Here is a 26,119-nt window from a genome sequence, read left to right on the forward strand (position 1 = left end):
TTGAGTCACTGGGCATTTATCGTCTTCGATTTATCTAGGTTAAGGATGATAACTTAGAAGCTGGTGGTTAAAACTAAATTCAGCGTGTCGGTGTCATCGCCGGCATAATCTTCCTCGCGAACGTATTCCACAATCAGTTCAGCATTTTCATGCAATTCACGGGAGGCGCCGAGGGTTAGGCGAGATTGAGCAAAGAGGTTGTCGCCGGCATCGGTGAAGAGGTCAGCGTCATCGCTTTCACTGTAGCCCAGAGATAGATTACCCGGAGCGCCGAATACGTTGGTAGCGTAATCTGCGCTGAGGTGCCAGACGGCAATCTCAGGTCGGCCCGCCAGCTCTTTAAAGCTTTCTGTCTGTAGGTATTCCGCTGAGAGTGCCAGCGCATCGAGCTCATAACTCAGGTTTATCCGTGAAGCGCCTACCTTGTCATCGTCAGTCAGACTATCTGCATCGAGCGGGTCGGTATTACGGATATTGTTGAGGTAGCCGGCACCGATGGCAAAGCCGTTGTCGAACGCTAACGCGACATTCAAACCGAGATTGTTGATATTGCTTTCATTACTCTGGCCCTTAAAGGCGTAACCGCCGGCACTGAAGATACCCTGATTAAAGCCAACGAAAAGCAGGTCGTCGGTGTTATCGGTCAGATCATCGGTCAGCGGGTCTGTCCAAGCATTCCCGTTGATCACGGCGAAGGGTACCGCAGTACGGCCGGCAACGAGCGACCAAGGGTTATCGTCGGCACTGATGGTGACGATCGCTTCATCGACAAAGAAGTCTTGATCTTCGTCGTCATCTTCATATTTCAGCGTGGTTGAGAGCGCCATATATTGATTCACCGCGGCGTCTATCGTTAGTTCAACACTGTCCACGTCTAGATCACTTTCACTGCTGTCATCTTCCAGTTTAGAGCCTGTAGCAAGAAATTCGGCGCTACCACTGATCGTGATCGGGCTGTCGCTAGTCTGCGGTACGGTTTTTTTAATCGTTGCTTGCTCGGCCATGGTGTCACTCAGCTGGGATTCCAGTTGGGCAATACGCTGTTTCAGCAGACTGAGTTCGGTTTGCATATCGTTAGCCTGTGCTGCTGGGGCTACGCTGAGTGCTGTGGCAATAAGTGAGGCCAGTAGTGTTTTGTTCATGGTATATCCTTTATTCAGAGCGTTAAAAGGCAGCCGAACAGAGGCACAGAAGATGAATTCTGGCCTGTGTTCCGGTGTTGGTATTTGTTCGGTTTAGTGCCGAACGGTAGTGAAGATCAGGTTTGTATGCTGATCAGATGATTATCCCAAGCGGTTTTTATCGTCTGATGCAGTCGACTGGTGTGGCCGGTTTTAAGGTTATGTTTAATACAGCGGCCGGTGCCGGCGCTGATAATAAATTCGCTGTCATTGGCGGTTGCTGTTAAACCACAGCCATCACGACTTTTAATCGATGAGATAAACTGCTTTTCATGCAGATCCCAAAATGAAATCAGATCGCCTCTTGGAGCGGATACGGCGGCGAAGCGACCGCTATGATCACATCGGACACTGCCGCAGTAACCTTTCATCGCTAAGTTAATGGGTTCGGGCGCCGAAATGAGTTCAAGTGCCTGCCCCGGATGATGGATGGCAACGAGGGGTGGGTTATGACCGATATCGCCTTGATATTGCAATGCAATGGCGGTGATCCCCGCTGAATTGGTATCAATATGACGGATACTCAGTTGATGCAGTTCAGCTGGCAGCATCTGTTGCTCTAATAGCTCGCCGGAATTGATATCTAAGCGAACCAACGAGGGCTGCATACTCTCCAAATTAAGTTTCTCTCGGCCATGATCTGGATGAGTGAGAATACCGCCATTGGCAACGACTAATACTGAGCTGCTGGGTTGTTGAATCAACTCGTGAGGGCCGATCCCATGGCTGGGATAATCGGCGATAATGGCATAGTCGTCAGCCAGCGAGCGAATGACGATTCTACCCTGCCCTGTGCTGAGTTCATTTTCCGTGGTGATCAGCCAGCGGCCATCCTCAGTGAAGATGCTATGCCCAAAAAAGTGTCGCCCCGCTTCGGCGTGAATACGTTTAATGAGCTGGTGTTCTTGGTAATCGATAATATCGATAAAACGGCCCGGGCGTCGTGCGGTGCAAGCCAGTAGCGGCCGCGTTGGGTGAGCTTCAGTATGGTGAGCTCGTCCCAACAGCGGATGATCTAACAGAACGTCGCCCTGCTCTCCGATCAGGTAAAGGTGATAGTTGCCATCGCGGTCTTGCGCGGCCGAGGCGAACAGTGGCTGCGTTTGCGATTTGTTAGCACCGGCCAGCACCGGTTCTGACAATAACGAGGGCAATAAAAATGCACTGCCGAGCAGTTGGCAGAACCGACGGCGATTAGTCTCCATCACGGCTGTTAAATCCTAATTGAATATCAAGCGTCTTCATGGCGGCATTGAGTGCTAAGTCTAGCTGCTTCAGTGAGGCGCTGACCTGTTGCAGTTGGGTCACGGTTTGCGGCTGGTAAAGGGTGGTCGTTAATGGACCTTGGATGGCTTTCAATTGGGCAATAATATCGTTGAATAGTCCGCTGATCTTATCCGCTTGGTCCGCTGCTCCCTGTTGGCGTAAAAGACTGGCGACATTGTCTGGGTGGCCTTCATAAAGATCTTGGAGGCTGGCCATATTGAGCTGAATATTGCGTATCGAACGCTCACTACGCCAAGATTCACTGCGGCGGGGACGTACTTTTTCACCGTTACCCAGTGGCCGAAGAATTTTCTGGTCACGAATCGCTTCAACGGGTTCAACCAGTGATTTCAGCATATCAACGGCAGCTTCTTGATGATCATCATAGTAGCTGTCTTCACTGCCGGCGTTAAAGACGGAGGGGCTGTACGCTTGTTGCCATTCGGTCACCGTCGCCGCACTGTTTTCGGCGATATAGGCAGCAATGGTGCTGGTTAACTGACAGCGATAACTGTTGTTTTCAAGTTCACTCAGTTGACCGGTAAAGAGTAAGCGTTCCAGTGCAGGAAGACCTTTAACACCGATGCTTGCTTTGTATAGCGCGTCGGTTTTCAGTGTGGCTGGATCTTGTTCGGCGAGTAGTATGTTCAACTGTTTGCCGATCAGGTTTTTCTTATCCGGCCAGAACTGCATACTGAAATTACGCATCAGGTTTTCAATCGGGCCAAATTGAATATGTTGTACGCTTTCCCAGTCATCCATGGTGCGATGGAAGGCTTGTTGAGCCGCGCTGAGGTGAGCTTGGTCGGGTTGTTGGCAAAGAGCTGAGGTGCTGTTTTTTAGTACGTTACTGCTCTCCGCTAAGTGTTGATAGCGGGGGATAATATGCTCTGTTACCAGTGCATGATTGACTGTTTTCCACTGTTGCTCCGTGGGTGCTGCGTGTAGCACGCCGGTAAGCGTCAGTAAAAATGCCGCTCCCAGCAATGTTGGCCACAGAGGAGAAGAGGCTTGTTTCATAATGACTCCAAAAAAGTGATCAGGGCATTTCGCTCTGATGTTGCTAAATTAATGACCTGTTGTTGGGCGGCAGCGGCTTCACCGCCATGCCAGAGAATCGCTTCTAATAAAGTGCGGGCACGACCGTCATGTAGTAGAAAACGATGACCGTTAACGGTTTTGGTCAGGCCGATACCCCATAGCGGCGGAGTCTTCCATTCCCGTCCCGTGGCACTGTATTCCGGCCGATGATCGGCCAAGCCTTCGCCCATATCATGCAGTAACAGATCGGTATAAGGCCAGATCCGCTGTGCTGATTGTTCAGCGAAGTCGGGGTTGCTGCCAGTTTCAAAATGGGGCTGATGGCAATGGCTACAACCGCTGCGCTGAAAAATCGCTTTGCCTCGAAGCACCTCTGGCTGTTGAGCTGCCGGTCTGACCGGCGGTGCTAAATTTCGGGTATAGAATACCAGTAACTGGACCAGTTCTGCAGAGGCTTCGCTGTTGTCCTGTTGCGGAGTATTCCCTTCTGGCTGATCTAGGCAGGTTGTTTGGCGCAGGGTGCAGTCACCGTATGGTGATGGCCGATAAGGCGTGCTGATACCGATATCATGACTCAGCGCACTCACGGTTTGTTCTAGAACGGTTGGATTACCCGCTTTCCAACCGAACCGGCCAATGGTCAGTTGTTCTTGTTGCTGATCCCAAACCCAATTGGGGCGTCCAGAAATACCATCGCTATTCAGATCGTCAGGATCGCTGAGAGCCATAATGGCGCTATCGGGAATTGCTTCTAGTAGACCTAATCCAAGCATCGCAGGGGCTATTCGGGGGGAAAACATCACTTGGGGGTGCAGTGGGCCGTATTTTAACTCACTAATACGGTAGGTCGGCTTGCGCAGGTTAACCTGAGTGCCATCGGCCAAGCTGACTTGGCTCTCGGTGTAGGTTATCTGCATATGGCCTTCTGCATCGAGACCGTTGATCGCCCGATTTTGCAGTTGAATACCGTAAGTAGGATCTGGAATAGCCTCGATTTGGCCATTTTTGAGTTGTTGTCGCTGCTCGTCGGTTTGCGGTGGAATACTCAAACGGAGAAACAGTGAGGTGGCCTGCTCTTGTGGCCAGTTAGCAGCGGGAGGGCGTCCTCTACCATCACGTTGATGGCACTGATCACAAGAGCGGGCATTATAGAGAGGGCCAAGGCCATCACTGGCGGTAGTTGATGATGGCGATGGCACCCAGATCTTATCGAAAAGGCTCTCGCCGAGACGAAAGTTGAATCGGTCAGCAAAGCTCATATTGGCTGAAGGCTGACTGAAAACATGGCGATCACGGGGTTTGTTATGACTGGTCTTCCCGCCAGGGCGTTCTTCCCCTGGGATATACCCCGCCAACTGATCGGCTTCCTCTGTTTTAGCCAGTGCTGAGATGCTCAGGAGAGCAAGCATCAGTACCGGTGTCAGGATGAGGCTGGTTCGTCGGCGTTTGGAGAAGTCTGCCCGCATGGACTTATTCCATGACCTTTTCAGGGCTATCTAGGCTATCGGATCCTTCCAGTTCAACACCGTCAAGGTCCAGTACGGCGATGATGTCCTCAATGGCTTGAGTCTCATCGGTCAATGAGTCCACAAAGGTTTGCACCATTTGATTGCCCTTAGGGTTATTTTCACCGATTAGGACATCGAAGGTTTGACCCTGACTAGCAGCATCGACCATGGTTTGGGCCGCGGCTTCAGTGGCGACCAGTTTGTTTTGCATATTTTGATCGGCCACCGGCGCTTTTGCCGCGACGAAGTCTGACAGGCTAGGGCCAGATACGACACTGCCGTCGATACGGGAGTATTTACCCTGATAAACATTGCGGATACCCTTGGCGTCATAGAAATGTGACCAGTGGGTGTTATCCGAGAAGCAGTCATGTTCCTCTTCTGGGTCGTGAAGCATCAATCCTAGCTTGGTGCGTTCCCCAGCCAATTCACCGTAAGCGAGGCTGCCGATACCGGTGAGGATGGTGGCGATCGCGTCGTTATCTTCTTTCGCGGTTAGCTCCTGACGGGCTGCGCCATCGTCTTGCCAGTTGCCAACCATCTCTTGTAGGTCCGTAATCAACAGTTGGGTTGCTGCTTGTAGATAGTCTCGGCGTCTATCACAGTGTCCACCGGTGCAGTTGTCTAGGCTAAAATCTGTTGCTGGGCGGTTGCCTGCGCCAGGGTTAGTGCCGTTTAAATCCTGACCCCACAGAAGAAACTCAATCGCATGATAACCGCTGGCGACATTGGCTTCGATACCATCGACTTCATGCAGCGTTTCGGAGAGTAATTCTGGGGTGATTTTCGATGCATCAATCTCTACCCCGCCGACACGTAATGATGTGTTAGCGATGACATTTGCTCGAAATTGTTCATTCTCGTCGGATTCGGTACCGTATTTACCCGTATCGACATAGTCGATCAGGCCTTCATCTAGCGGCCAAGCATTAACCCGTCCTTCCCAGTCATCAACGATGCTGTTACCAAAACGGAAGGCCTCTGACTGTTGGTAGGGTACTCGGGCGGCAATCCAAGCCGTGCGGGCTTGTTGCAGGGTGGCAGGCGTTGGGTTTTGCAATAATTTGTTGATACTCAGTTGCAGGTTTTTGGCACTGAATAACGAGTCTTCATAGGTCGCTAAGGCGATATCAGCATAGTTGTCGATGATATCTGCCGGTGCAGGGGCCGCGGAAAAAGCCATTGGGGCTTGCAGTGCAGCAGCGATAATCGAGGCTGATAGAAAAGATTTAAGATGCATGACGTTACTCCGTTACGTGATGCAGAGATGCTAATGCAAATAAGAATGATTCGCAATATAGAAATGAATTTAAAGCACTCCTAATTTAAAAAAGGCGCAAAAAAGCCGGTCTAGACCGGCTTTTGGGTTAATCGCGAGACGTTAGATCAAGCAAGGTATTCTTCTAACTCATCGGCACCGCCGATGCATTGGCCATCAATAAATATTTGCGGTGTCGTTCCCTGACCACTAATGGCGGCCAATGAACTGTAGCTTAGGCCGTGGCTGCCCAATTCAATTTCTTCATAGTGGAAGCCTTTTTCTTGCAGCAGTTTTTTGGCGCGGGTGCAGTGTGGGCATCCTGGTTTACTGAGTACGCTAACCCGTTTTGGTTGCTCTGCATTCGGGTTGATGTAGTTGAGCATAGTGTCGGCATCAGACACGGTGAACGGGTCGCCAGGCAGATCGGGTTCGATAAATTGTTTTTCAACGACGCCGTCAACGACCAGCATCGAATAGCGCCAGCTGCGTTTGCCAAAACCGATATCTTCTTTATCGACCAACATGTCCATACCGGCGGCGAATTCACCGTTGCCATCTGGAATAAAGGTGATGTTTTCAGCGCCTTGGTCCGCCTGCCATGCATTCATAACAAAGGTGTCGTTGACTGAGATACAGATAATGCTATCGATACCCTGCTGCTTAAATACCGGTAGTAGCTCGTTATAACGGGGTAAGTGTGTGGTTGAGCAAGTCGGGGTAAAGGCACCCGGCAGGGCAAAAATAATGACTTTTTTACCGGCGAACAGTTCGTCAGTGGTGACATCTACCCACTGATTGTTCTGCTGGGTGTGGAACGTAACCTGAGGGATTTTCTGGCCTTCTTTGTTGGTTAGCATGTGTTTCATTCCTCTAATGGGGTAGTAAGTTTCAATAGGGTTATAATGCCAAAATGCTGGTAGTTAATAAAATTAATTAATTTTAAGATCTCGATAGTCAAAAGCTAATCACAAGTGGCGTTTTCTTTTAAAGCGTCGTTCAATATAAGACGATACCTGTTTCTGTTATGGCGATTAGTCGTGCGGCTGGTTTAAGATAAACCCATTACATTAAAGTGGTTATAGGGAGAGCAGCGGATATTCGTCATGCTGCTATAAACATATGGACAGTTTACGCTCTTTTCTACAGGCGGTTTACAGTAACTTTCTGGGTAATTCACCAGAATGGTATAAAAAGTTAATACTCATTTTTCTTGTCGCTAATCCATTAGTTAATGAATTGATGGGGCCGGCAGTGAGTGGCTGGGTATTGATTTTTGAATTTATCTTTACGCTAACCATGGCGCTTAGGTGTTACCCCCTGCAACCGGGAGGGCTGTTGGCGATAGAAGCGGTGGTGATGCATCTGTCGGAACCTGCCCATGTGTATCGTGAGATCAGCGCTAATCTACCGGTTCTTTTGTTATTGATGTTTATGGTGGCAGGCATCTACTTTATGAAAGGCATGCTGCTGTTTGTTTTCACCAAGCTGTTACTGAATGTGCGTAATAAGACGGCTTTAGCGCTGCTGTTTACTATGATGGGGGCGGCGCTGTCAGCCTTTCTCGATGCATTGACCGTTACCGCAGTGCTGATCAGTTCTGCGGTAGGGTTTTATGCTATTTATCATCAGGTTGTCTCTGGTTGTCATCCCGGAGTGGAGTATGACCAGTCGAACGATGATGCTGTGCATGAAGAACACCGCATAGAGCTGGATGAATTTCGGGCGTTTCTGCGTAGTTTGTTAATGCATGGCGCTGTCGGTACTGCGTTGGGTGGTGTCAGTACCTTAGTGGGTGAGCCTCAGAATCTGTTGATTGGCGAGAAGATGGGTTGGTACTTCAATGACTTCTTTATTAATGTCGCCCCCGTTTCGATGCCTGTACTGCTTTGCGGTTTACTCACCACGGTTATATTAGAAAAGACCGGCTGGTTTGGTTACGGTGGACGGATTCCCCAACCGGTGTTCGATATTCTCAAACAGTATGATCAGGAGGCGCATGCCCACTGGGGTATGAAAGAGAAGGCTGAGCTTTATATGCAGTTTGCGGTCGCTATCTTTTTGATCCTAGCGTTGGCCTTTCACTTGGCCGAAGTGGGGGTAATCGGTCTGATGGTGATTATCTTGTTGACCAGTTTGAATGGTGTGACTGAAGAGCACCGTTTGGGCCGGGCATTTGAGGAGGCGTTGCCTTTTACGGCGCTGTTGGTGGTATTTTTTACTATTGTTTCGGTGATTCACGATCAGCATCTATTTACGCCAGTGATTGAAGCGGTATTAGCACAGGATTTACGTTATCAGCCGGTGATGTTTTTTATTGCTAATGGTCTGTTATCGGCGATCAGTGATAATGTTTTTGTCGCCACGGTTTATATTAATGAGGTGGCGGATGCTTTTGCCGCAGGGCGTATCAGTCAGGCGCATTTTAATACGTTGGCGGTGGCGATTAATACCGGCACTAACTTGCCGAGTATTGCCACGCCGAATGGTCAGGCGGCGTTTCTGTTTCTATTGACCTCGGCGGTTGCGCCACTGATTAGGTTGTCCTATATGCGGATGGTCATCATGGCCCTGCCCTACACTATTGTGTTGAGTGTGACTGGGTTGTTGGCGGTGTGGTATCTGCTCTAAACAGTTTGTGCCAAAACTGTTGTAGCAAAGAGGGTTTAGCCATCGGGGCTGGAGCGGTTTGGTTGCGCTGTAGTCGTCGTTGCTCTCTGCGTTCGAAAGCGGCGTTGGCTTTAGCTGCAAAATCTGCCTGCTGATGACCGCTTAACTGTGTTGGTCTCAGTGTGGTACCGCTGCTATGGCTATGATGACTGGCTTTGGGTGAACTGCACATAAGACCTCCGACGTTGATAGCCCTAGTATCATTTACTTGGCTGAAACCAGCCTGAAAGCCTGTGACAAAGGATAAATAGCTTTGTTACAGGCTTTTGGTTGGTTTTCTCCCGTTTCTAGATTTTGGCCGAAGAGGGTTTAAATAACCGTAGTCGGTTGGCATTAGTCACCACGGTGACGGATGAAAAGGCCATGGCGGCTCCGGCAATAACGGGACTGAGTAGCAGGCCTGTGAATGGGAATAAAACCCCTGCGGCGATGGGAATGCCTAAACTGTTATAGATAAAGGCTCCAAACAGATTCTGGCGAATATTGCTTAGGGTGGCGCGTGACAGTTCAATCGCATCGACAACGGAGTGCAGGCTGTTGCGAAGCAGTACCATATCGGCACTTTCTATCGCAACATCGGTGCCATTACCGATCGCAAAACCAACATCGGCCCGAGCCAATGCGGGCGCATCGTTAATTCCATCGCCACACATCCCAACGGTATTATCCGCCTGCTGTAGTTTCTCGACTTCCCTCGCTTTTTCTTCCGGTAAAACACCGGCAATAAAGTTATCCACACCCACCTGTCGGGCAACTGCGGCGGCGGTATGTGGGTTATCACCGGTGAGCATAATAACTTTGAGTCCAGCTTGCTGTAGTCGGGCGATCGCTGCGATAGAGTCTGCTCGGATCGGGTCTGCAATCGCCAAAATACCGGCTAGCTGTCCATCGAGGCTAACGTAAACGGGGGTTTTAGCTTGTTCTGCTAGGGTGTTGGCCTGATCGACAAACGCGGAACAGTTGATACCCTGCTCGTCCATCCAAGCTTGGTTCCCCAGGCTAACTTCAGTGTTATTGATACGGGCTTTGGCACCGCGCCCGCTGAGTGCTTGAAAGTTATCCACCGCTAACAGGCCGACTTGCTGTTCGTTGGCATAGCGTACAATGGCTTCTGCTAATGGGTGCTCCGATGCACTTTCCAGTGAGGCAGCTAATTGCAGCATATCAGGCTTGTCAGTGAGGATATCAGTGACTTTAGGAGCGCCTTCAGTGATAGTGCCGGTTTTATCCAGTACCAAGGTGTCTAGCTGTGAGGCCGTCTGCAGCGCTTGTCCGTTGCGGATGAGGATGCCGTATTCAGCGGCCTTCCCTACCCCGACCATGACCGACATCGGTGTCGCCAAACCTAAGGCGCAAGGACAGGCGATAATCAATACAGTCGTCGCAGTGACTAACATATATGACAGCGGAGGCTCGGGGCCAAACAGATACCAGATCAACGCGGTAGCAATACTGCAGAGGATAACCACGGGGACGAAGATACTCGCGACTGTATCGGCTAATTTAGATATTTCTGGCTTACTGGCTTGAGCCTGTTTTACCATCTCGATAATACGGCTCAGGGCGGTTTCGCTGCCAACCTTTTCTGCGATGACAATGAGTGCGCCGGATTTATTCAGTGTGCCTGCGCTAACAGTGTCTCCGGCTGATTTGCTGACCGGTAGCGGTTCGCCGCTGAGCATGGCTTCATCGATCAGGCTATTACCCTCCTCCACGAAGGCATCGACTGGCACCTGTTCGCCGGGGCGAATACGTAGTCGGTCGCCGGTTTCGACTAACTCTAGTGGTAGGTCTATCTCTTTTTCATTACGAATAACACGGGCGGTTTTGGGTTGTAGGCTGAGTAGTCGTTCGACCGCTTCGGAGGTTTTACCGCGTGCACGGATCTCCATCGCTTGGCCAAAATTGATCAACCCGATAATCATGGCGCTCGCTTCGTAATACAGGTGTCGCGAACCCGCTGGGAATACGTCTGGAAACAGCACGATAGCGGTTGAGAACAGCCAAGCGGACCCCGTACCTAAGGCGATCAGGCTGTCCATGGTAGCGGAACCGGTTTTCAGCGCATGCCAGGCTCCGGTGAAAAAGTGTCGCCCAGGAAATAATAAAATGGACAGTGTCAGTAAGCCTATAACGCCCCAAATGAGCTGATCCTGTGGGGTTTGCACGCTCATATCATCCATCAGCATACCGGCAATCATTAACGGAATGCCGATGCCTAAAGCGAATAAAGTGTTGCGTATATACTGTTTATATTGCGCGGCTTGCTGCGCTTTTTGACGTGCTCGGTCGGCAGCTTCATTGCTGGCTAGACGACCTCGGTAACCGATCTCCGATAAGACTTCGATCAGCTCAGAGCCGCTAATGGAACCTTCGACATTGAGACGTCGTTGAGGGAAATCCACCGTTGCCTGCTCGACATTGGGTAGTGCATTGATGCCTTTTTCAATTTTTTTCACGCAACCGGCACAGGTTACGTTCTCTAATAGTAGTGTTGTGGTCATGATGTACTCTCATCACAGTGTTTATCTGCTAAATAGGTTAGGGCTTCCAGTCACTGTAAGGTCAACCCTGAGTTGCATTTTTACTAAGAAGACGCGAATCTATTGGCTAAATAAGTCATATTTAGCTAAAAATGGGTTTGTTTTAAGCGACTATCGGGTGATTCTCCTTTTACTCTGCCCTGTCTAGTGCTTAAATTTGGTTATTCCTGTCGGTTGTGATATCGCCGGCTTCTCTTTCCGCTATGTTGATCAGCGCCTAGTGATTTTGTCTATTTGATACTCTGAAAAGTAACGCGTTATCACTTAAATCATTGTCGGAGCACATTATGAATATTTCTCAGGCTGCCGCCGCCACCGGACTGACCAGTAAAACCATCCGCTTTTATGAACAGCAAGGTGTTATTCCACCGGCGGCACGCTCGGCAAATGGATATCGCATCTATAGTGAGCAGCAGTTAGAGGTGCTTCGCTTTATCAAGCGGTCACGGGATATGGGCTTCTCGTTAGAAGAGAGCCGCGCCCTGTTCCAGTTATCTCAGGACCCTAGCCGCACCAGCGCCAGCGTTAAACAGAAAGCTGAACAGCAGATCCAGCGGATCGATCAGCAGATTGAATCGTTACAGCAGATGCGAGCCATGTTGGAAACCGCAGTCAGTGCTTGTCGTGGCGATGAGCAGGCGGAATGTCCCATTCTGGATCAGTTAAATGGTGTCGCCGATGAAGATAGTCGTTTGACGTAGAAAGTGCTGCTTGAATTGTTTTCAAAGATCTGTGGGTCAGAGGAATAAATGGTAGGTGCTTTTTGTATAAAAACGGCGTCTAATGTTGCGCGGTTTGATCAGAATACGTACAGTAGCGGGCCTTGCCGACAAATCGGTACTTTCATAGACCTGTATATTGAGGTCCTCATAGGCCGAATATAGGCCGGTGAATGGAATAGACAGATGGTTGAAAAAATATATCTGAGTGCGCAGGACCTACTTGAAGATTCTTTCAGGCTGGCGTTGGAAGTCTATAATAGTGGCTTTCGTCCTGATTTTATTGTTGGTGTTTGGCGCGGAGGTACTCCGGTCGGTATCGCAGTACAGGAACTGTTAGATCATCTGGGTGTAGATACCGATCATATCGCTATTCGTACTTCTTCATATTCGGGTATTGGTACTCGAAATAAAGAGGTGCGGGTGCATGGGCTGGATTATCTGGTGCGCAACATCAATCAAGCAGACTCATTGCTGATTGTTGATGATGTGTTTGACACCGGATTGAGTATCAAGGCTGTCATCGATACGCTGAGAGATAAAGCGCGTCTGAATGCACCCCATGATATTCGTATAGCGACCCCCTGGTTCAAGCCCGCTAACAATCGGACCGATCTGGAACCCGATTATTACTTGCATAAATCAGAAGATTGGCTGGTTTTCCCCCATGAGCTTAAGGGGTTAAATCAAGAAGAGATGCTGGCTAATAAGCCAGGTCTGAAAGAGATTTTTGAGGAATACGGCATCTGACATTTTGATCTTATATCAGAGTATCGACATCCCAAAAAGTGAACCCTGAGCGTTGATATTGAAGCGAGGATTTTTCTTTGCTTAAATTATCTACAAATGCCAATGAATGCGGTATAATGCCGCGCATTTTACGCCCCTAACATTCGAGTGAAGAAATGTCTGACTTATCACACTACCGTAACATCGGTATTTTCGCCCACGTAGACGCGGGTAAAACTACTACGACCGAACGTATCCTGAAGCTGACAGGTAAAATCCATAAGACAGGTGAGGTTCACGATGGTGAGTCCACTACTGACTTCATGGAACAAGAAGCTGAGCGGGGTATTACTATCCAGTCAGCGGCGATCACCACGTTCTGGAAAGATCACCGCATGAACATCATCGATACTCCAGGGCACGTTGACTTCACTGTTGAAGTATATCGTTCACTGAAAGTTCTGGATGGCGGCATCGGCGTATTCTGTGGTTCTGGTGGTGTTGAGCCTCAATCAGAAACTAACTGGCGTTATGCTGATGAATCGGGCGTTTCCCGTATCATCTTCGTTAACAAACTTGACCGTATGGGTGCTGACTTCCATAAAGTTGTCGACCAAGTTGAAAACGTACTGGCGGCTAAGCCACTGATCATGGTTCTGCCTATTGGTCGTGAAGAAGACTTCGTGGGTGTTGTTGACCTGCTAACGCGTAAAGCTTACGTTTGGGACGATACTGGCTTGCCAGAAAACTTCGTCGTGACCGATGTCCCTGCCGATATGGTAGAAGATGTTGAAATGTACCGTGAACAGTTAATCGAAACCGCTGTAGAGCAAGACGATGACCTGATGATGGCTTACATGGACGGCGAAGAGCCTGCTATGGAAGATATCAAGCGTTGTATCCGTACTGGTACTCGTGAGTTGGCGTTCTTCCCAACTTACTGTGGTTCTGCATTCAAAAACAAAGGTATTCAGCTGATTCTGGATGCGGTTGTTGATTACCTGCCGAGCCCAACAGACGTTATTCCACAGGATCTGACCGATGAGTTCGGTGAGCCAACAGGTGAAGTCGCTACGGTTTCTACTGATGAGCCTTTCCGCGCCCTGGCATTCAAAATCATGGATGACCGTTTCGGTGCCCTGACCTTTGTTCGTATTTACTCTGGTAAATTGAAGAAAGGTGACACCATCCTTAACTCGTTCACCGGTAAAACGGAACGTGTTGGTCGTATGTGTGAAATGGAAGCCGATGAGCGTAAAGAACTGGATTCTGCTCAAGCCGGTGACATCATTGCGATCGTTGGTATGAAAAACGTACAGACAGGTCACACACTGTGTGATCCTAAGCATGAATGTACACTTGAAGCGATGGTCTTCCCTGAGCCAGTAATCTCTATCGCAGTAACACCTAAAGATAAAGGTGGTGCTGAGAAAATGGGTATCGCGATCGGTAAAATGGTTGCAGAAGATCCTACCTTCATCGTTGAAACTGACGAAGATTCTGGCGAAACCATCCTGAAAGGTATGGGCGAGCTGCACTTGGATATCAAAGTTGACATCCTGAAGCGTACTTACGGCGTTGAACTGATCGTAGGTCAGCCACAGGTTGCTTACCGCGAGACTATCACTCAAGCGATCGAAGATAGCTACACCCATAAGAAACAGTCTGGTGGTTCAGGTCAATACGGTAAGATCGATTACCGCATCAAGCCGGGCGAGCAGAACTCTGGCTTCACTTTCTCATCTACTGTTGTGGGTGGTAACGTACCAAAAGAATTCTTCCCAGCTATCGAGAAGGGTTTCAAGAGCATGATGGATACAGGCCCACTGGCTGGTTTCCCTGTGCTGGACGTTGAAGTTGAGCTGTATGATGGTGGCTACCACGCGGTTGACTCCTCTGCGATTGCGTTTGAAATCGCGGCTAAAGGTGCGTTCCGTCAGTCTATGCCTAAAGCGGGTCCACAGCTGTTGGAACCTGTCATGAAGGTTGACGTATTCACTCCTGAAGATCACGTTGGTGACGTTATCGGTGACCTTAACCGTCGTCGTGGCATCATCTCTGGTCAAGAAGCAGCCGGTTCAGGCGTACGTATTAAAGCTGACGTACCTCTGTCTGAGATGTTCGGTTATATCGGACACCTGCGTACAATGACTTCTGGTCGTGGTCAGTTCTCTATGGAGTTCGCTCACTACTCAGCTTGCCCAGCATCTGTTGCTGATAAGGTTATCGCTGAAGAGAAAGAGCGCAAAGCTAACAAGTAATTGTTGCTGAGCGTTATATAAGAAGGCCCGCATCGCGCGGGCCTTTTTTGTGTCCGGCAGAAATGCCGCCCCGCTGATGATTGGTTGATCAAGGGTGAACGCAAGATCATAAAAAACCCGCCTTGGCGGGTTTTTTGGTGTTATGGCTGCGGTTATAGCGTTAAGAGTTGATCGTCAGCTGCCATTAGTTGAATGTCATGGCTGCTGATAATCACAATGCGGTTCGTCCACCGCTGTTGCAGGCGTTGAAGAATCCGTTGGCTGCGTTCGGTATCGATACCGGCCGTCGGCTCATCGAGTAATAAAACGGGCCGGTCGAGCAAGATAAGCCGCGCTAACCCTAGGCGTTTCAGTTCGCCACCGGAAGGTAGGTGAGAGCCCTTTCCTAGCCAAGTGTCCAACTGTTCCGGTAGTTGTTCTGCCCAGCTATCCAATTCAACGGTATGCAGTGCCTCCCATAGCTCAGCATCGCTAAAGTCGTGATGCAAACAGAGGTTAAAGCGTAATGAGCCCTGTAACAGGCTCACCTGTTGCGGCATCATGCCGATCTGATCCGGTTGTAGACCTGCGTAGCGGATCACACCTTGCTGGGGCTGCAGCTGGCCGGCTAAGAGCTGCATTAGCGTGGTTTTTCCGTAGCCGCTTGGGCTGGTTAACCAATACCAGTTATCTGTGTCTAGCGTCGCGCTGAGGCCGGAGATGGTGGCTTCTTGTCGAGACGGATAGCGATATTCGAGTCCTTGGATAATAATTTGGGTTTGCTTCTCGTTCGCGTCAGTAAACAGGCGTTGATCTACTTGCTGCTTTGCTGGGCTGAGTTGGCCAATTCGCTGCAACGCTTTATAGCCTAAGGCAAAAGCGGCCAGTGCGCTGCTGCCGGTAGTGATAACTTCCTGTAAGCCGAGCGTCAGCAATAGCAGCATAAAGACCAGTGTTCCCTCCAATTGGCCGGCGGCTAAGCCAAGAAGCCCTTGCCATAACACCAGCAGTAGCATCGCGGCTTGAACCAGTTGATTGAGAATATTAACCCGCTGTCGTGCATCGCTAGTTTGCTGTTCAGTGGTATCAGCGATACTGGCGCTATCGCTTAATGTGTCACTCTGATGTGATAGTCGGTCAAACAGGATCAGTGTGCGTAGGTTACTAAACAGCGAATGGGCATCACGCCATTGCAGATTTCGCTGCTGGTGCAGGGTGTTTTGGGGTTGCAGTACCCGACGGAGATAGAGCAGCGGTACAGCAATCACCGAAAACAGTAACGGCAGTATTAGCCAGAGCGCCAATGGCGGTAGGAACAGGGCGACTGTTGCCAGATAGAGCAAACTGCTGAGTAGCATGACGAGTCCAGGCACCAGTGCTGAGAGGTACAGTGATTCGGCATGACGAATATCATCCAGCAGGCGGCTGCTGGCTTCATGGCTATTAAGGGGCTGCTCCTGCCAATTGTGTCGTGCAAGGGTGGCGAACATCTCGCTGCGCAGGTGTGAAATGACCCGAAAAGTAGCTTCATGGGTGGCCAGTCTTTCGCCATAGCGGCCAAACGTTCGGCTGATAGATAGGCCTCGGACAACGGCGCCAGGGGCGAAATAGTTAAAACCATGGGCTGCCACGAGTGACAAACCTGCCACCGCCGTGGCGCTGATAAACCAACCAGAGACGGCGAGTAACGCGATACCAGATAAGGCGGTAATGGTGGCTAGCAGTAGTCCGAGGGAGGCCATGCCGCGTTGCTGCCACAGTAGTTGAAAATAGCGCTTCACAAGTTCAGGCATGGGATATCTCCGCGGATTGATCTGCACTGAGGTTGATGACTTGATCAAACTGAGTCTGTGCGTCCCGGTGGCTACTGATCAGAACAATGCCGCCGTTTGCCGCGAACTGTTGCAGGCCTGCCATAAAGGCTTGGGCGTTCTCCTGATCTAAGTTAGCGGTCGGCTCATCCAATAGTAGTAGGTCTGGCTGGTGTAAAAAGACCCGTGCGAGGGCAATGCGTTGTGCTTGGCCACCGGAGAGAAACCCGCCACTGTCGCTGACGCAGTAGTCCAATTGCTCGGGTAATGCGTCGACGAGCTGTGCGGCACGGGCCTGTTTGAGGGCATCATATAGTTGTTCATCACTGAACTCTCTGCCAAGGCATAGATTATGGCGGATACTGTCAAACAGTAGCTCAGGTTGCTGCGTCATATAACCGATGCGTTGCTGCCAGTGGCGGTTGTTGAAAATATTGATCGCTGTTTGATTCACCTCTACCTGCCCACTGATCGCTGGATGTAGGCCAGCAAGAGTGTCCAGTAAGGTGCTTTTACCCACCCCTGATGGACCTGTTAGGAGAGTGATCTGCCCACGTTTCAGATTGCAGCTGAGAGGCTTGCCAATCGCGGTATCACCATAGCCGGTTTGCAGTTGCTGTAGGCTGATTTGATCGATGTTCTCTGCCGGTGTTTGTTTGGCTTCGGTGGCGCTAATGGGCTGCAATTGTAGTAATTTCAGCAGATGATCTGCGACACTGCTGGCGTCGGCTCGGGCATGGTAGAGCGCACCTAAGCGGCGTAGCGGCAGATAGAATTCCGGTGCGAGCATAAGCAGGAATATACCGTGGCTTAGGGTGAGTGTGTCTTGCCACATCCCGATCTGATACTTATCCAGATAGAGTAATCCTAGGTAAACCGCCACCATGGCGATACTGATTGCACTGAAAAACTCAAGTAAGGTGCCGGATAGAAATGCGAGCCGTAGCACCTGCATGGTCGAGTGGCGAAACTTCTCTGACTGTTTAAATAGGCTTTGTTGCTCTTCATCGCAGCGGTTGGCGAGTTGTAACGCTGAGATGCCTTTAATCCGGTCTGACAGCAGGTTACCGAGTCGTGTTAGCTCCGTTAGATTGCGACGGCTGGCTTCGGCGGCCTTGTGGCCGACAATAATCATAAATAAGGGGACTAATGGTGCTGAGAGTGCCAATAATAGCGGTACCAGCCAGCCACTCCAGAGGCAGGCGAGCATGATGAGCAGAGGGGTGAGCATGGCCAGTCGTTGTTGTGGTAGAAATTCGGCAAAGTAATCTCGGGTGCTGTCGATTTCACTACTGAGCAGGTTGCTGAGTTCTGCGCTACTGAAATGTTGTTCTAAGTTAAGCTGTAAATCGGCGCAATGCTCTAGCACCACTGCCCGTAACTGATTGCGAACGTTGATACTGGCTTTGTCCGCTAGACGGGTCTGCCAGAGTGGCAGTAGTGCCCGCAGTATGAGTAGTGCGGCGAGTGCTAGCCAAGCACTTTGTTGCCACGGCGCTGGGCTAGCTTGGCTATAAACGGCGTTATTGATGAGCAAGGCAAATAGTGCCGTAATGGCAATGGTGGCGGCGGTCTGCAGCACGCCTAAGCCTGTTAGCCAGCGGTTTTCCCGGCGGCTGATTTTACCCGCCAGCCGCAGTAGCTGCTGACCATCACTGCACTGTTGCAGGGTAGAAATACTGATCTGGCTCATCAAGGACGGCCTCTGTTGGTAAGGTGCTGGTAATAAATAGGTGAGCTTGTCATTATTGACACATTTTAGCCATAATTGACGGAAAAGGAGTATCGCCATGACTAAAGCAAGTTGGTTGAGAACGATGCGTAATGTGCTGGATAGTTATAGCTCTCCCGCCGTTTTGATTGATGCTGATTATAATGTGGTGGCAACGAATGCGAACTATGATTTTCGCTTTGGTAGTCTGGATGAGCGTAGCTCGGCTAAATGTTACTTTCTTTCCCATGGTTATCAACGGCCTTGTGATCTTGAAGGGGAAACCTGCCCGATGCAGGAAGCCCGTGATAGCGGTCATCGGGCTAGCGTGCTGCATATACATAATACGCCACAGGGCAAAGAGCATGTGGGTATTGAAACCATACCGATCACCGATGACGAAGAGCAAATTTACTTTATTGAGTTGATGACGCCGATTCGAGAAGTGAGTGCCGAGCCGATTGCCAATAAAATGATTGGTCGGAGTCGGGCCTTTAATGAGTTGGTAGACTTGATTCAGCGGGTTGGTAAGACCGGTACCAATGTGTTGTTGGTGGGCTCTTCGGGGGCGGGTAAAGAGCTGGCGGCCCAAGCGATCCACGCGTCTAGTCCAAGGGCTAGCAAACCCTTCGTCACGGTGGAATGTTCTGGTCTCACCGATAGTCTGTTTGAGAGTGAACTGTTTGGTCATATGAAAGGGGCGTTTACCGGGGCGATTCATTCGCGTACCGGATTGGTTCAGTCGGCCCATGGTGGCACTCTGTTTCTCGATGAGGTCGGTGATGTGCCGTTGCATCAACAGGTTAAATTGTTGCGGCTGATTGAGACAAAAACCTTCCGTCCGGTGGGCGATAGTAAGCCTATTGCCGCTGATTTTCGACTGGTGTGTGCAACTCATAAAGATCTGCAGATGATGGTCGAACTGGGTGAGTTTCGGGAAGATCTGTTTCATCGTATCAGCACCTTTCCTATTCGCTTGCCATCTTTGTCTGAACGCCGTGAAGACCTGCCGTTGCTGGTGGAAAGTATTCTTTTGCGTATTGAGGATAAGGCTCCATTGCGCTTGACCGATGAGGCGTTGCAACTGTTGGCGCAGCAGCCCTTCAAGGGCAATATACGTGAGCTGAAAAACATCCTCGAACGGGCGGTTGTGTTACGTCATGATGACCTAATCGATGTCGATGTAATCCAACGTAGTTTAAATTTGATGTCGGTATCGACATCTGTTTCTCAAAAAACAGAAGGTTTGGCTCAGTTAGCTGCGCAAGGGCTCAGCATTGAGCAAGTTGAGCAGCGTTATCTTGAAGCGTTACTGCGAGTTTATCCGGATAAGAGTCACGTTGCTGAGATAGCGGGCTGTAGTTTACGAACCCTGTATCGCAAACTGGAGCAGTGATATCACTGCCCCAGTTTGTACATTTATGACCCTGTATGATCAGGATTATTCTTCAATTTCGTCTTGATGTTCTAGCCACATCGCATTAATGATGCCAAAGCTGCAGGCCAAAAGAACACCGAGAATCCAAGCAAAATACCACATATTATTCTCCGTTAAGTTTAGTAGTTAGAAATATTATTCTGCTCAATAAACTCAGGCTCCACTCGGCGCCACATTTTGACATAACACCAAGTGGTGTAGATCAGAATGATGGGTACGAAGAACAGTGCTACCCAGAGCATGATTTCCAGTGTTAACTTGCTTGATGTTGCATCCCATAGGGTCAAGCTACTCGCCATGTCGGTAGATGAAGGCATAACAAACGGAAACATTGTTACACCTGCCAGCAAGATAATGACGGCTATTCCTAGCGCACTAGAGACAAAGGCGAAGCCAGAGCGCTGGGCACGCGCGAGAATGCTGGTTAGCAATGGCAGAACCACCGCGGCTAATGGTAAGCACCACAGCAGTGGGTACTGGGCGAAATTACCAAACCAGTTAGCACTTTGAACCACGGTTTTGTTCAATGGGTTTGAGCTAGCATCACCGATGACATCGCTGCTAATGCTAAAGCCTGGGATCGCGGTGTATAACCAGATGCCGGCAATTAATAGCAGGGCGCTAAGTAGCACGCCAGATAGCGCTGCAACGGATTGGCTACGCTGCTGAATAGCACCGCCGGCGCGCATCTGCAACCAGACCGCGCCATGTTGTACTAGCATCACAACGCTCACCAAACCGCAGACAATGGCAAAGGGGTTCAGCAAGGCCCAAAACGAGCCGGTATAAGTTGACCGAGTCAAGTCGTCGAAGCTGAACGGAACACCCTGGAACAGGTTGCCGAAAGCGACACCAAAGACCAACGCGGGTACGAAGGAGCCTAAGCAGATACCTAGATCCCAGTTATTACGCCACCGTGCACTCGGCATTTTGCTTCGGTATTCAAAACCCACAGGGCGGAAGAACAGGGCGAACAAGACGAGTAACATCGCCCAGTAAAAGCCGGAGAAGGCGGTAGCATAGACCAGTGGCCAAGCCGCAAAAATGGCACCCCCTGCGGTGATGAGCCAAACCTGATTACCATCCCAGTGTGGCCCTATAGTGTTGATAATCACCCGCCGTTCGGTGTCGTTTTTACCCAATAGTGGCAGAAGCATTGCCACCCCAAGGTCAAAGCCATCGGCGATGGCAAAGCCGATTAGCAGTACGCCAACTAAAAGCCACCAGACTAAACGCAAAGTTTCATAATCAAACATGCTGAGTTTCTCCTAGTTTTTCATGATGATAGCGACCGGTTTCGAGGGAGCTCGGACCTTTACGTATATATTTAACCATCAGGAAAACTTCAATACAGAGGAAAAAGGTGTAAAGGGCTGCAAAACCAGCGATGCTAAGCCACAGGTCAGTTTCACTGAGTGTTGATGTAGCAACATAGGTGGGCAGAATTTCACCAATAGCCCATGGCTGACGACCAAACTCGGCAATGAACCAGCCTGTTTCTACACCAACCCAAGGTAGTGGTAGGCACAGTACCGCCAGTTTTAGCAGCCAGCGAGTTTTATATTCACGACGGCGGGCGGTGTAGTAGAACGCAGTAGCGAAAGTGAACAACATAATACCACCTGCGGCGACCATGATGCGGAAGGTCCAGAAGATAGGTGCGACTTGAGGGATGGTATCCCGCGCCGCTTTCTTGATCTGTTCTTCTGTTGCGTCACTGACATTCGGCGTAAAGCGAGTGAGCAGCAAACCATAGCCTAGGTCATCGCTGACCGCGCTGAAGGCTTCTCGGTTCGCTGGGGTATCGTTACCGTTGCGCAGTAGTTGTAACAGGTCATAGGCTTTCATCCCGCTGCGAATACGCACCTCATTCATGGCAATTAGATCTTTAATGCCGGTGATCTCTTCATCCAGTGAGCGCGTGGCGATGAGCCCGAGTACCCAAGGAATGCGTACTGCGTAATCGGTGACTTGTTCTTCCTGATTAGGCAGGCCAACCACGGTGAAAGATGCGGGTGCTGGATGGGTTTCCCATTCTGCTTCGATCGCCGCGAGCTTCACTTGCTGTACTTCACCAATCTCATAACCACTTTCGTCACCGAGCAAGATCACCGAAAGGATCGATGCCAAGCCGAATGCGGAGGCGATTGCAAAAGAGCGACGAGCGAAGGCGACATCTCGTTTGCGCAGCAGGTAGAGGGCACTGATAGAGAGCACGAACATGGCGCCGGTAACATAGCCGGCAGACACGGTGTGGACGAACTTAACCTGGGCAACGGGGTTTAACAGAACTTCAGCGAAGCTGTCCATCTCCATACGCATGGTTTCAAAGTTAAAGTAGGCGCCGACAGGGTTTTGCATCCAGCCATTGGCAATCAGAATCCACAGGGCTGAGAAGTTTGAGCCAATCGCGACCAGCCAAGTGACCCCTAGATGTTGCACCCGTGTGAGGCGATCCCAGCCGAAGAAAAATAGACCGATAAAGGTGGATTCGAGAAAGAACGCCATTAAGCCTTCAATGGCCAGTGGTGCCCCGAATATATCGCCGACATAATGGGAGTAATAGGCCCAGTTGGTGCCGAACTGAAACTCCATTGTCAGTCCGGTGGTAACGCCGAGGGCAAAGTTGATACCAAAGAGTTTGCCCCAGAAGCGAGTCATATCCTTATAGATCTGTTTACCGGTCATAACATAGACCGATTCCATGATCGCAAGCATAAATGATAACCCCAGCGTTAGGGGCACAAAGAGAAAGTGATACATCGCGGTGAGGGCGAATTGCCAGCGCGATAATTCGACAACCGTTTCAGAAACCATAGTTTAAATCCTTCATTAGTTCGGCGCTCTAATCGATAGAGCGTCAAACGTGTAGACACAGAGTCAGTGCTCAACGACTCAAGCTATAACTGTGTTACAGCAAAGACTGTACCAAATAACTAAAAAGACAATAACGTATTGTTTTGTCTATTTTTATTATGAAGGGGTCCTCTGTTTAAGAAGCCTCTTAGCGCAACATTTGTCATTATGACGCAAAAAATGGCAAAAAAACTGTGACATAGCGTCGCAGGTTGCTTTAAGACAAATATGGCATAGCGTGCCGGTCCGTCATGCCTCGAATGGGCTGTAAGCGGATGTAGATAATCTGTCTTAATATTGCATTTATAGCATAAAAAAATACCGAAAAGTATTTACTCAATACGACTACCTTGGTTATTGAGTCTGCACTTTAGCTGCTTTTGTGCCCATTCAGGGCTTTATGTTTAAAAAGACAACTCAAAAAGTTATTAACGCTGACGGGGTAAATATTTAAGGCTGGTTTAACTGAGCACTTTCCTGTGCCTGCATTAATGCAATCAGTTTTTCTAAGGGAAGAGGGGGGCTAAACAGAAAACCTTGTACCTGATCGCAGTTATATTGGGTTACAAAGGTTAATTGTTCTTGGGTTTCTACGCCTTCGGCAACGACCTTAAGGTTCAGGTTGTGGGCCATATCGATAATGGTTTTGACGATCATCTCATCGTCATGATCACGCCCTATATCGCGAATAAATGAGCGATCTATTTTGAGAGTGTTTAGTGGTAAACGTTTTAAGCGACTGAGGGATGAGTAAGCGATACCGAAGTCATCAATGGATATCTCTATGCCGAGGGTACGAATCTGATCGAGCTGTTTCAGCAGGGAATCATTTTCAGTGGCCATGACCGTTTCGGTTACTTCAAGATCCAGGGATGACCCTGGAAAGCCGGTCTTGGTGAGTACATCGGCGATTCGCGTGTAAAGATCATGGCGTATAAAGTGTGCTGGTGAAAAGTTAACGGATAACTGGAGTTTATATCCGAATTGCTGGTGCAGTTGAAGGATGTCCTGACATGCTTTATGCATCACCCACTGATCGACCTGGCCAATAAGCCCTTGATCTTCCGCGAGCGGAATAAACTCTTCTGGGGAGATAGCGTCCTCTTCTGCGTCGAACCAGCGTATTAAAGCTTCTACCCCGACAATGGCGGATCGACGGGTGCACCACTTGGGTTGGTAGTAAACCTGAAACAGGTTGTTATCGATGGCGTGTCTTAGTTTTTGTGCCAGCTGAATACGCCGTTCTGAATGGATATTCATCTGCTTATCGAAAAAGTTAAATTGGTTGCGGCCCGCGGCTTTAGAAGAGTACATAGCGGTATCAGCATGCTTTACGAGGGTGATTGCATCAGGCCCGTCGTCAGGATAAACACTAATACCGATACTAGTGGTGACCTGTAGGTTTAAATCATCAATGATGACCGGTTTTTTAACCTCTTCAATGAGTTTTACTGCGATATTCGTGGCATGGTCTTGTGATGTGCTAACCGTGAGTACTGCAAACTCATCACCACCAAAACGGGCGAGGGTGTCGCTTGCTCTGAGGCAGTTTTTTAATCGTGAGGATAGCTCTATGAGTAACTGATCACCCATATCGTGGCCGAGGGTGTCATTGATATCTTTAAAGCGATCGAGATCGAGAAACATGACGGTCAGTTGCTCACCTTGGCGGCTGGCATAGTTGATCGCGGCATTTAGCTTCTTGTCGAAAGTTGAACGGTTGGGTAGACCGGTTAGATTATCGTGAAAGGCCTGATGTTCTAGTTGTTCTGTGAGCCGTAGTAGTTCTGCGGTGCGGTCCTTAACTTTCTTTTCCAGTAGTTGCCGGGCATCCTGCAGCTCGTTTTCCCGCGTCTGAATTTGCTCAATCATCCGGTTGAAATCGTTTGCTAAGCTGCCGATTTCATCTCTAGAGCGGTTACGGACTCTAAGTTGGTAATTGCGTGTACGGGTGATTTTCCGAGCAGTGCTGGCGAGCCGAGTAATCGGACGAGTGATAATGTTTTGAGCCACACTGGAGAGCAACAAAGCGACGATGAGTGATAGTAAAAAGACGACAAAGGCGATGCCAATCTGGTCACGTTGGCGTTTTTTTAGATAGCTAAGGTCGGTGAGTAACAGGGTAAAGCCGACAGTTTCTTGATCGACCTTGACCGGACGAATGACATAAAGGCTCCCGTTGAGCTCTCCCTCTAGGCTGTCCGGTAGTGGCGGAGTCGGGTAATTCTGGGGTGAGTATTGGGCAAATATCCGTTTATTGGCATCGTACACCACCGCGAGGACGATATTGCGAACATTTTTCAGGGACTCGAGGGTCATGCGGACAGATTCGGGGTCTTCAAATGTCAGCGCAGCGATGGAGTTATTACTAATAATATCAGCCTGTGAGCGTAGATTCTCTGTTAGCTGTAACTTGGAATCATGCCAATCATTCACGGCAAACCCTGTTGTCGCTAGTGTGAGCACTGTGCTACTGGTCAAGAGCAGCAAGAGAATCATTTTTTTGCGCAGCGGGAGGGTTTTAAAGAATGGCATCTGTACGACCTCCTGAGCTCTGGCTAATTTAAGTTATTTTGTAGGTAAATATCGTCAAAATTTGATGGCTATGATTATTTGAAAATAGCTGACAAGTCGTTAAATCGATACTTTTCAGCGGACGAATAGAATAGCACAGCTATCAGTTTGATCTAGTGATGAGATTGCGGTTTTACAGCGGATGATGGCGACCTTTATCGGCATCTGCACCAATTCACCGCCAATAAGTAGGGTGCTTGGTGAGCTTTGTGAACCGCACCATCAACATCAGCGCCAGCTGCATTATTGTCACTGGCATCAACGGTGCGATTTATTCTTCATTGTCACCAGCGATGCGATTCATTCTTCATCGGCACCCTACGGGGAGTCCACTGAAGGTGTGGGCGTTGTCTTCGGCGGCGATGGCTGCTCGGGTGTGTTGGTGGGTTTATACCTCACTCGTAGGGTGCTTGGTGAGCTTTGCGAACCGCACCATCGACATCAGCGCCAGCTGCATTATTGTCATTGGCATCAGCGATGCGATTTATTCTTCATTGTCACCAACGGTGCTTGGTGAGCTTTGCGAACCGCACCATCGACATCAGCGCCAGCTGCATTATTGTCATTGGCATCA

At 49.6% G+C, this 26,119-nt stretch carries 20 protein-coding genes; 6 read left to right on the forward strand and 14 right to left on the reverse strand.

What is annotated here, in order from left to right:
• Window positions 1-53 precede the first annotated feature (53 nt).
• The 6 genes from KO512_RS12195 to KO512_RS12220 form a co-directional block, all read right to left on the reverse strand.
• Complete coding sequence (locus KO512_RS12195; RefSeq protein WP_215952630.1) at window positions 54-1,142, reverse strand: LbtU family siderophore porin; 1,089 nt, start codon at window positions 1,140-1,142, stop codon at window positions 54-56.
• A gap of 116 nt (window positions 1,143-1,258) precedes the next feature.
• A complete protein-coding gene (locus tag KO512_RS12200; RefSeq protein WP_215952649.1) occupies window positions 1,259-2,386 on the reverse strand; it encodes a DUF1513 domain-containing protein in 1,128 nt (375 codons plus the stop codon).
• Window positions 2,376-3,467 carry an imelysin family protein gene (locus tag KO512_RS12205; protein ID WP_215952631.1) on the reverse strand — a complete coding sequence of 364 codons (1,092 nt, stop codon included), beginning with the start codon at window positions 3,465-3,467 and terminating at the stop codon, window positions 2,376-2,378. The genes KO512_RS12200 and KO512_RS12205 overlap by 11 nt, the downstream gene beginning before the upstream one ends.
• Complete coding sequence (locus tag KO512_RS12210) at window positions 3,464-4,954, reverse strand: di-heme oxidoredictase family protein (protein WP_252735001.1); 1,491 nt, start codon at window positions 4,952-4,954, stop codon at window positions 3,464-3,466. Before KO512_RS12210 ends, KO512_RS12205 begins: the two co-directional genes overlap by 4 nt.
• 4 nt (window positions 4,955-4,958) lie before the next feature.
• Window positions 4,959-6,236, reverse strand: coding sequence for an imelysin family protein (locus KO512_RS12215; protein WP_215952632.1), 1,278 nt, complete (start codon window positions 6,234-6,236; stop codon window positions 4,959-4,961).
• 146 nt (window positions 6,237-6,382) lie between these two features.
• Window positions 6,383-7,114 carry a glutathione peroxidase gene (locus KO512_RS12220; protein ID WP_215952633.1) on the reverse strand — a complete coding sequence of 244 codons (732 nt, stop codon included), beginning with the start codon at window positions 7,112-7,114 and terminating at the stop codon, window positions 6,383-6,385.
• Between the two features lie 262 nt (window positions 7,115-7,376).
• On the opposite strand from KO512_RS12220, the gene nhaB reads away from it, so the two are divergent.
• Window positions 7,377-8,885: a sodium/proton antiporter NhaB gene (gene nhaB, locus KO512_RS12225; protein WP_215952634.1), complete on the forward strand. Its 1,509-nt coding sequence runs from the start codon at window positions 7,377-7,379 to the stop codon at window positions 8,883-8,885.
• Here the strand turns inward: nhaB and KO512_RS12230 are convergent.
• Window positions 8,836-9,096, reverse strand: coding sequence for a hypothetical protein (locus KO512_RS12230; RefSeq protein WP_215952635.1), 261 nt, complete (start codon window positions 9,094-9,096; stop codon window positions 8,836-8,838). The genes nhaB and KO512_RS12230 overlap by 50 nt on opposite strands.
• A 115-nt stretch (window positions 9,097-9,211) precedes the next feature.
• Window positions 9,212-11,428, reverse strand: a complete 2,217-nt coding sequence (locus KO512_RS12235; protein ID WP_215952636.1) for a heavy metal translocating P-type ATPase — start codon at window positions 11,426-11,428, stop codon at window positions 9,212-9,214.
• Between the two features lie 326 nt (window positions 11,429-11,754).
• Between KO512_RS12235 and cueR the strand changes: the two genes are divergently transcribed.
• The 3 genes from cueR (at window position 11,755) to fusA (ending at window position 15,176) form a co-directional block, all read left to right on the forward strand.
• Window positions 11,755-12,168 (forward strand): Cu(I)-responsive transcriptional regulator, encoded by a 414-nt coding sequence (gene cueR / locus KO512_RS12240; protein WP_215952637.1) that lies wholly within the window; start codon window positions 11,755-11,757, stop codon window positions 12,166-12,168.
• Between the two features lie 204 nt (window positions 12,169-12,372).
• Complete coding sequence (locus tag KO512_RS12245) at window positions 12,373-12,936, forward strand: phosphoribosyltransferase (protein WP_215952638.1); 564 nt, start codon at window positions 12,373-12,375, stop codon at window positions 12,934-12,936.
• 155 nt (window positions 12,937-13,091) lie between these two features.
• Window positions 13,092-15,176 carry an elongation factor G gene (fusA, locus tag KO512_RS12250; RefSeq protein ID WP_215952639.1) on the forward strand — a complete coding sequence of 695 codons (2,085 nt, stop codon included), beginning with the start codon at window positions 13,092-13,094 and terminating at the stop codon, window positions 15,174-15,176.
• A 152-nt stretch (window positions 15,177-15,328) separates the two neighbouring features.
• Here the strand turns inward: fusA and KO512_RS12255 are convergent, their stop codons facing one another.
• Together KO512_RS12255 and cydD are read right to left on the reverse strand one after the other, a co-directional pair.
• Entirely contained in the window at window positions 15,329-16,948 is a 1,620-nt protein-coding gene (locus KO512_RS12255) for an amino acid ABC transporter ATP-binding/permease protein (RefSeq protein WP_215952640.1), read from the reverse strand.
• Complete coding sequence (gene cydD / locus KO512_RS12260; protein ID WP_215952641.1) at window positions 16,941-18,659, reverse strand: thiol reductant ABC exporter subunit CydD; 1,719 nt, start codon at window positions 18,657-18,659, stop codon at window positions 16,941-16,943. Before cydD ends, KO512_RS12255 begins: the two co-directional genes overlap by 8 nt.
• Before the next feature lie 97 nt (window positions 18,660-18,756).
• Here cydD and KO512_RS12265 point away from each other — a divergent pair, with 97 nt between their 5' ends.
• Entirely contained in the window at window positions 18,757-20,073 is a 1,317-nt protein-coding gene (locus KO512_RS12265; RefSeq protein WP_215952642.1) for a sigma-54 interaction domain-containing protein, read from the forward strand.
• Between the two features lie 45 nt (window positions 20,074-20,118).
• Here the strand turns inward: KO512_RS12265 and cydX are convergent, their stop codons facing one another.
• From cydX to KO512_RS12285, 4 genes are all read right to left on the reverse strand, one after another.
• Window positions 20,119-20,217, reverse strand: a complete 99-nt coding sequence (cydX, locus tag KO512_RS12270; protein WP_215952643.1) for a cytochrome bd-I oxidase subunit CydX — start codon at window positions 20,215-20,217, stop codon at window positions 20,119-20,121.
• A gap of 17 nt (window positions 20,218-20,234) precedes the next feature.
• Window positions 20,235-21,371, reverse strand: a complete 1,137-nt coding sequence (gene cydB, locus KO512_RS12275) for a cytochrome d ubiquinol oxidase subunit II (protein ID WP_215952644.1) — start codon at window positions 21,369-21,371, stop codon at window positions 20,235-20,237.
• Window positions 21,364-22,932 carry a cytochrome ubiquinol oxidase subunit I gene (locus tag KO512_RS12280; protein WP_215952645.1) on the reverse strand — a complete coding sequence of 523 codons (1,569 nt, stop codon included), beginning with the start codon at window positions 22,930-22,932 and terminating at the stop codon, window positions 21,364-21,366. Before KO512_RS12280 ends, cydB begins: the two co-directional genes overlap by 8 nt.
• A gap of 489 nt (window positions 22,933-23,421) precedes the next feature.
• Window positions 23,422-25,506, reverse strand: coding sequence for a bifunctional diguanylate cyclase/phosphodiesterase (locus tag KO512_RS12285; RefSeq protein ID WP_215952646.1), 2,085 nt, complete (start codon window positions 25,504-25,506; stop codon window positions 23,422-23,424).
• 239 nt (window positions 25,507-25,745) lie between these two features.
• Between KO512_RS12285 and KO512_RS12290 the strand changes: the two genes are divergently transcribed.
• Window positions 25,746-26,119: hypothetical protein (locus KO512_RS12290; protein WP_215952647.1), on the forward strand; the 374-nt coding region annotated here is incomplete at its 3' end.

The organism is Amphritea atlantica (assembly GCF_018860855.1).
Lineage (GTDB): Bacteria > Pseudomonadota > Gammaproteobacteria > Pseudomonadales > Balneatricaceae > Amphritea > Amphritea atlantica_A.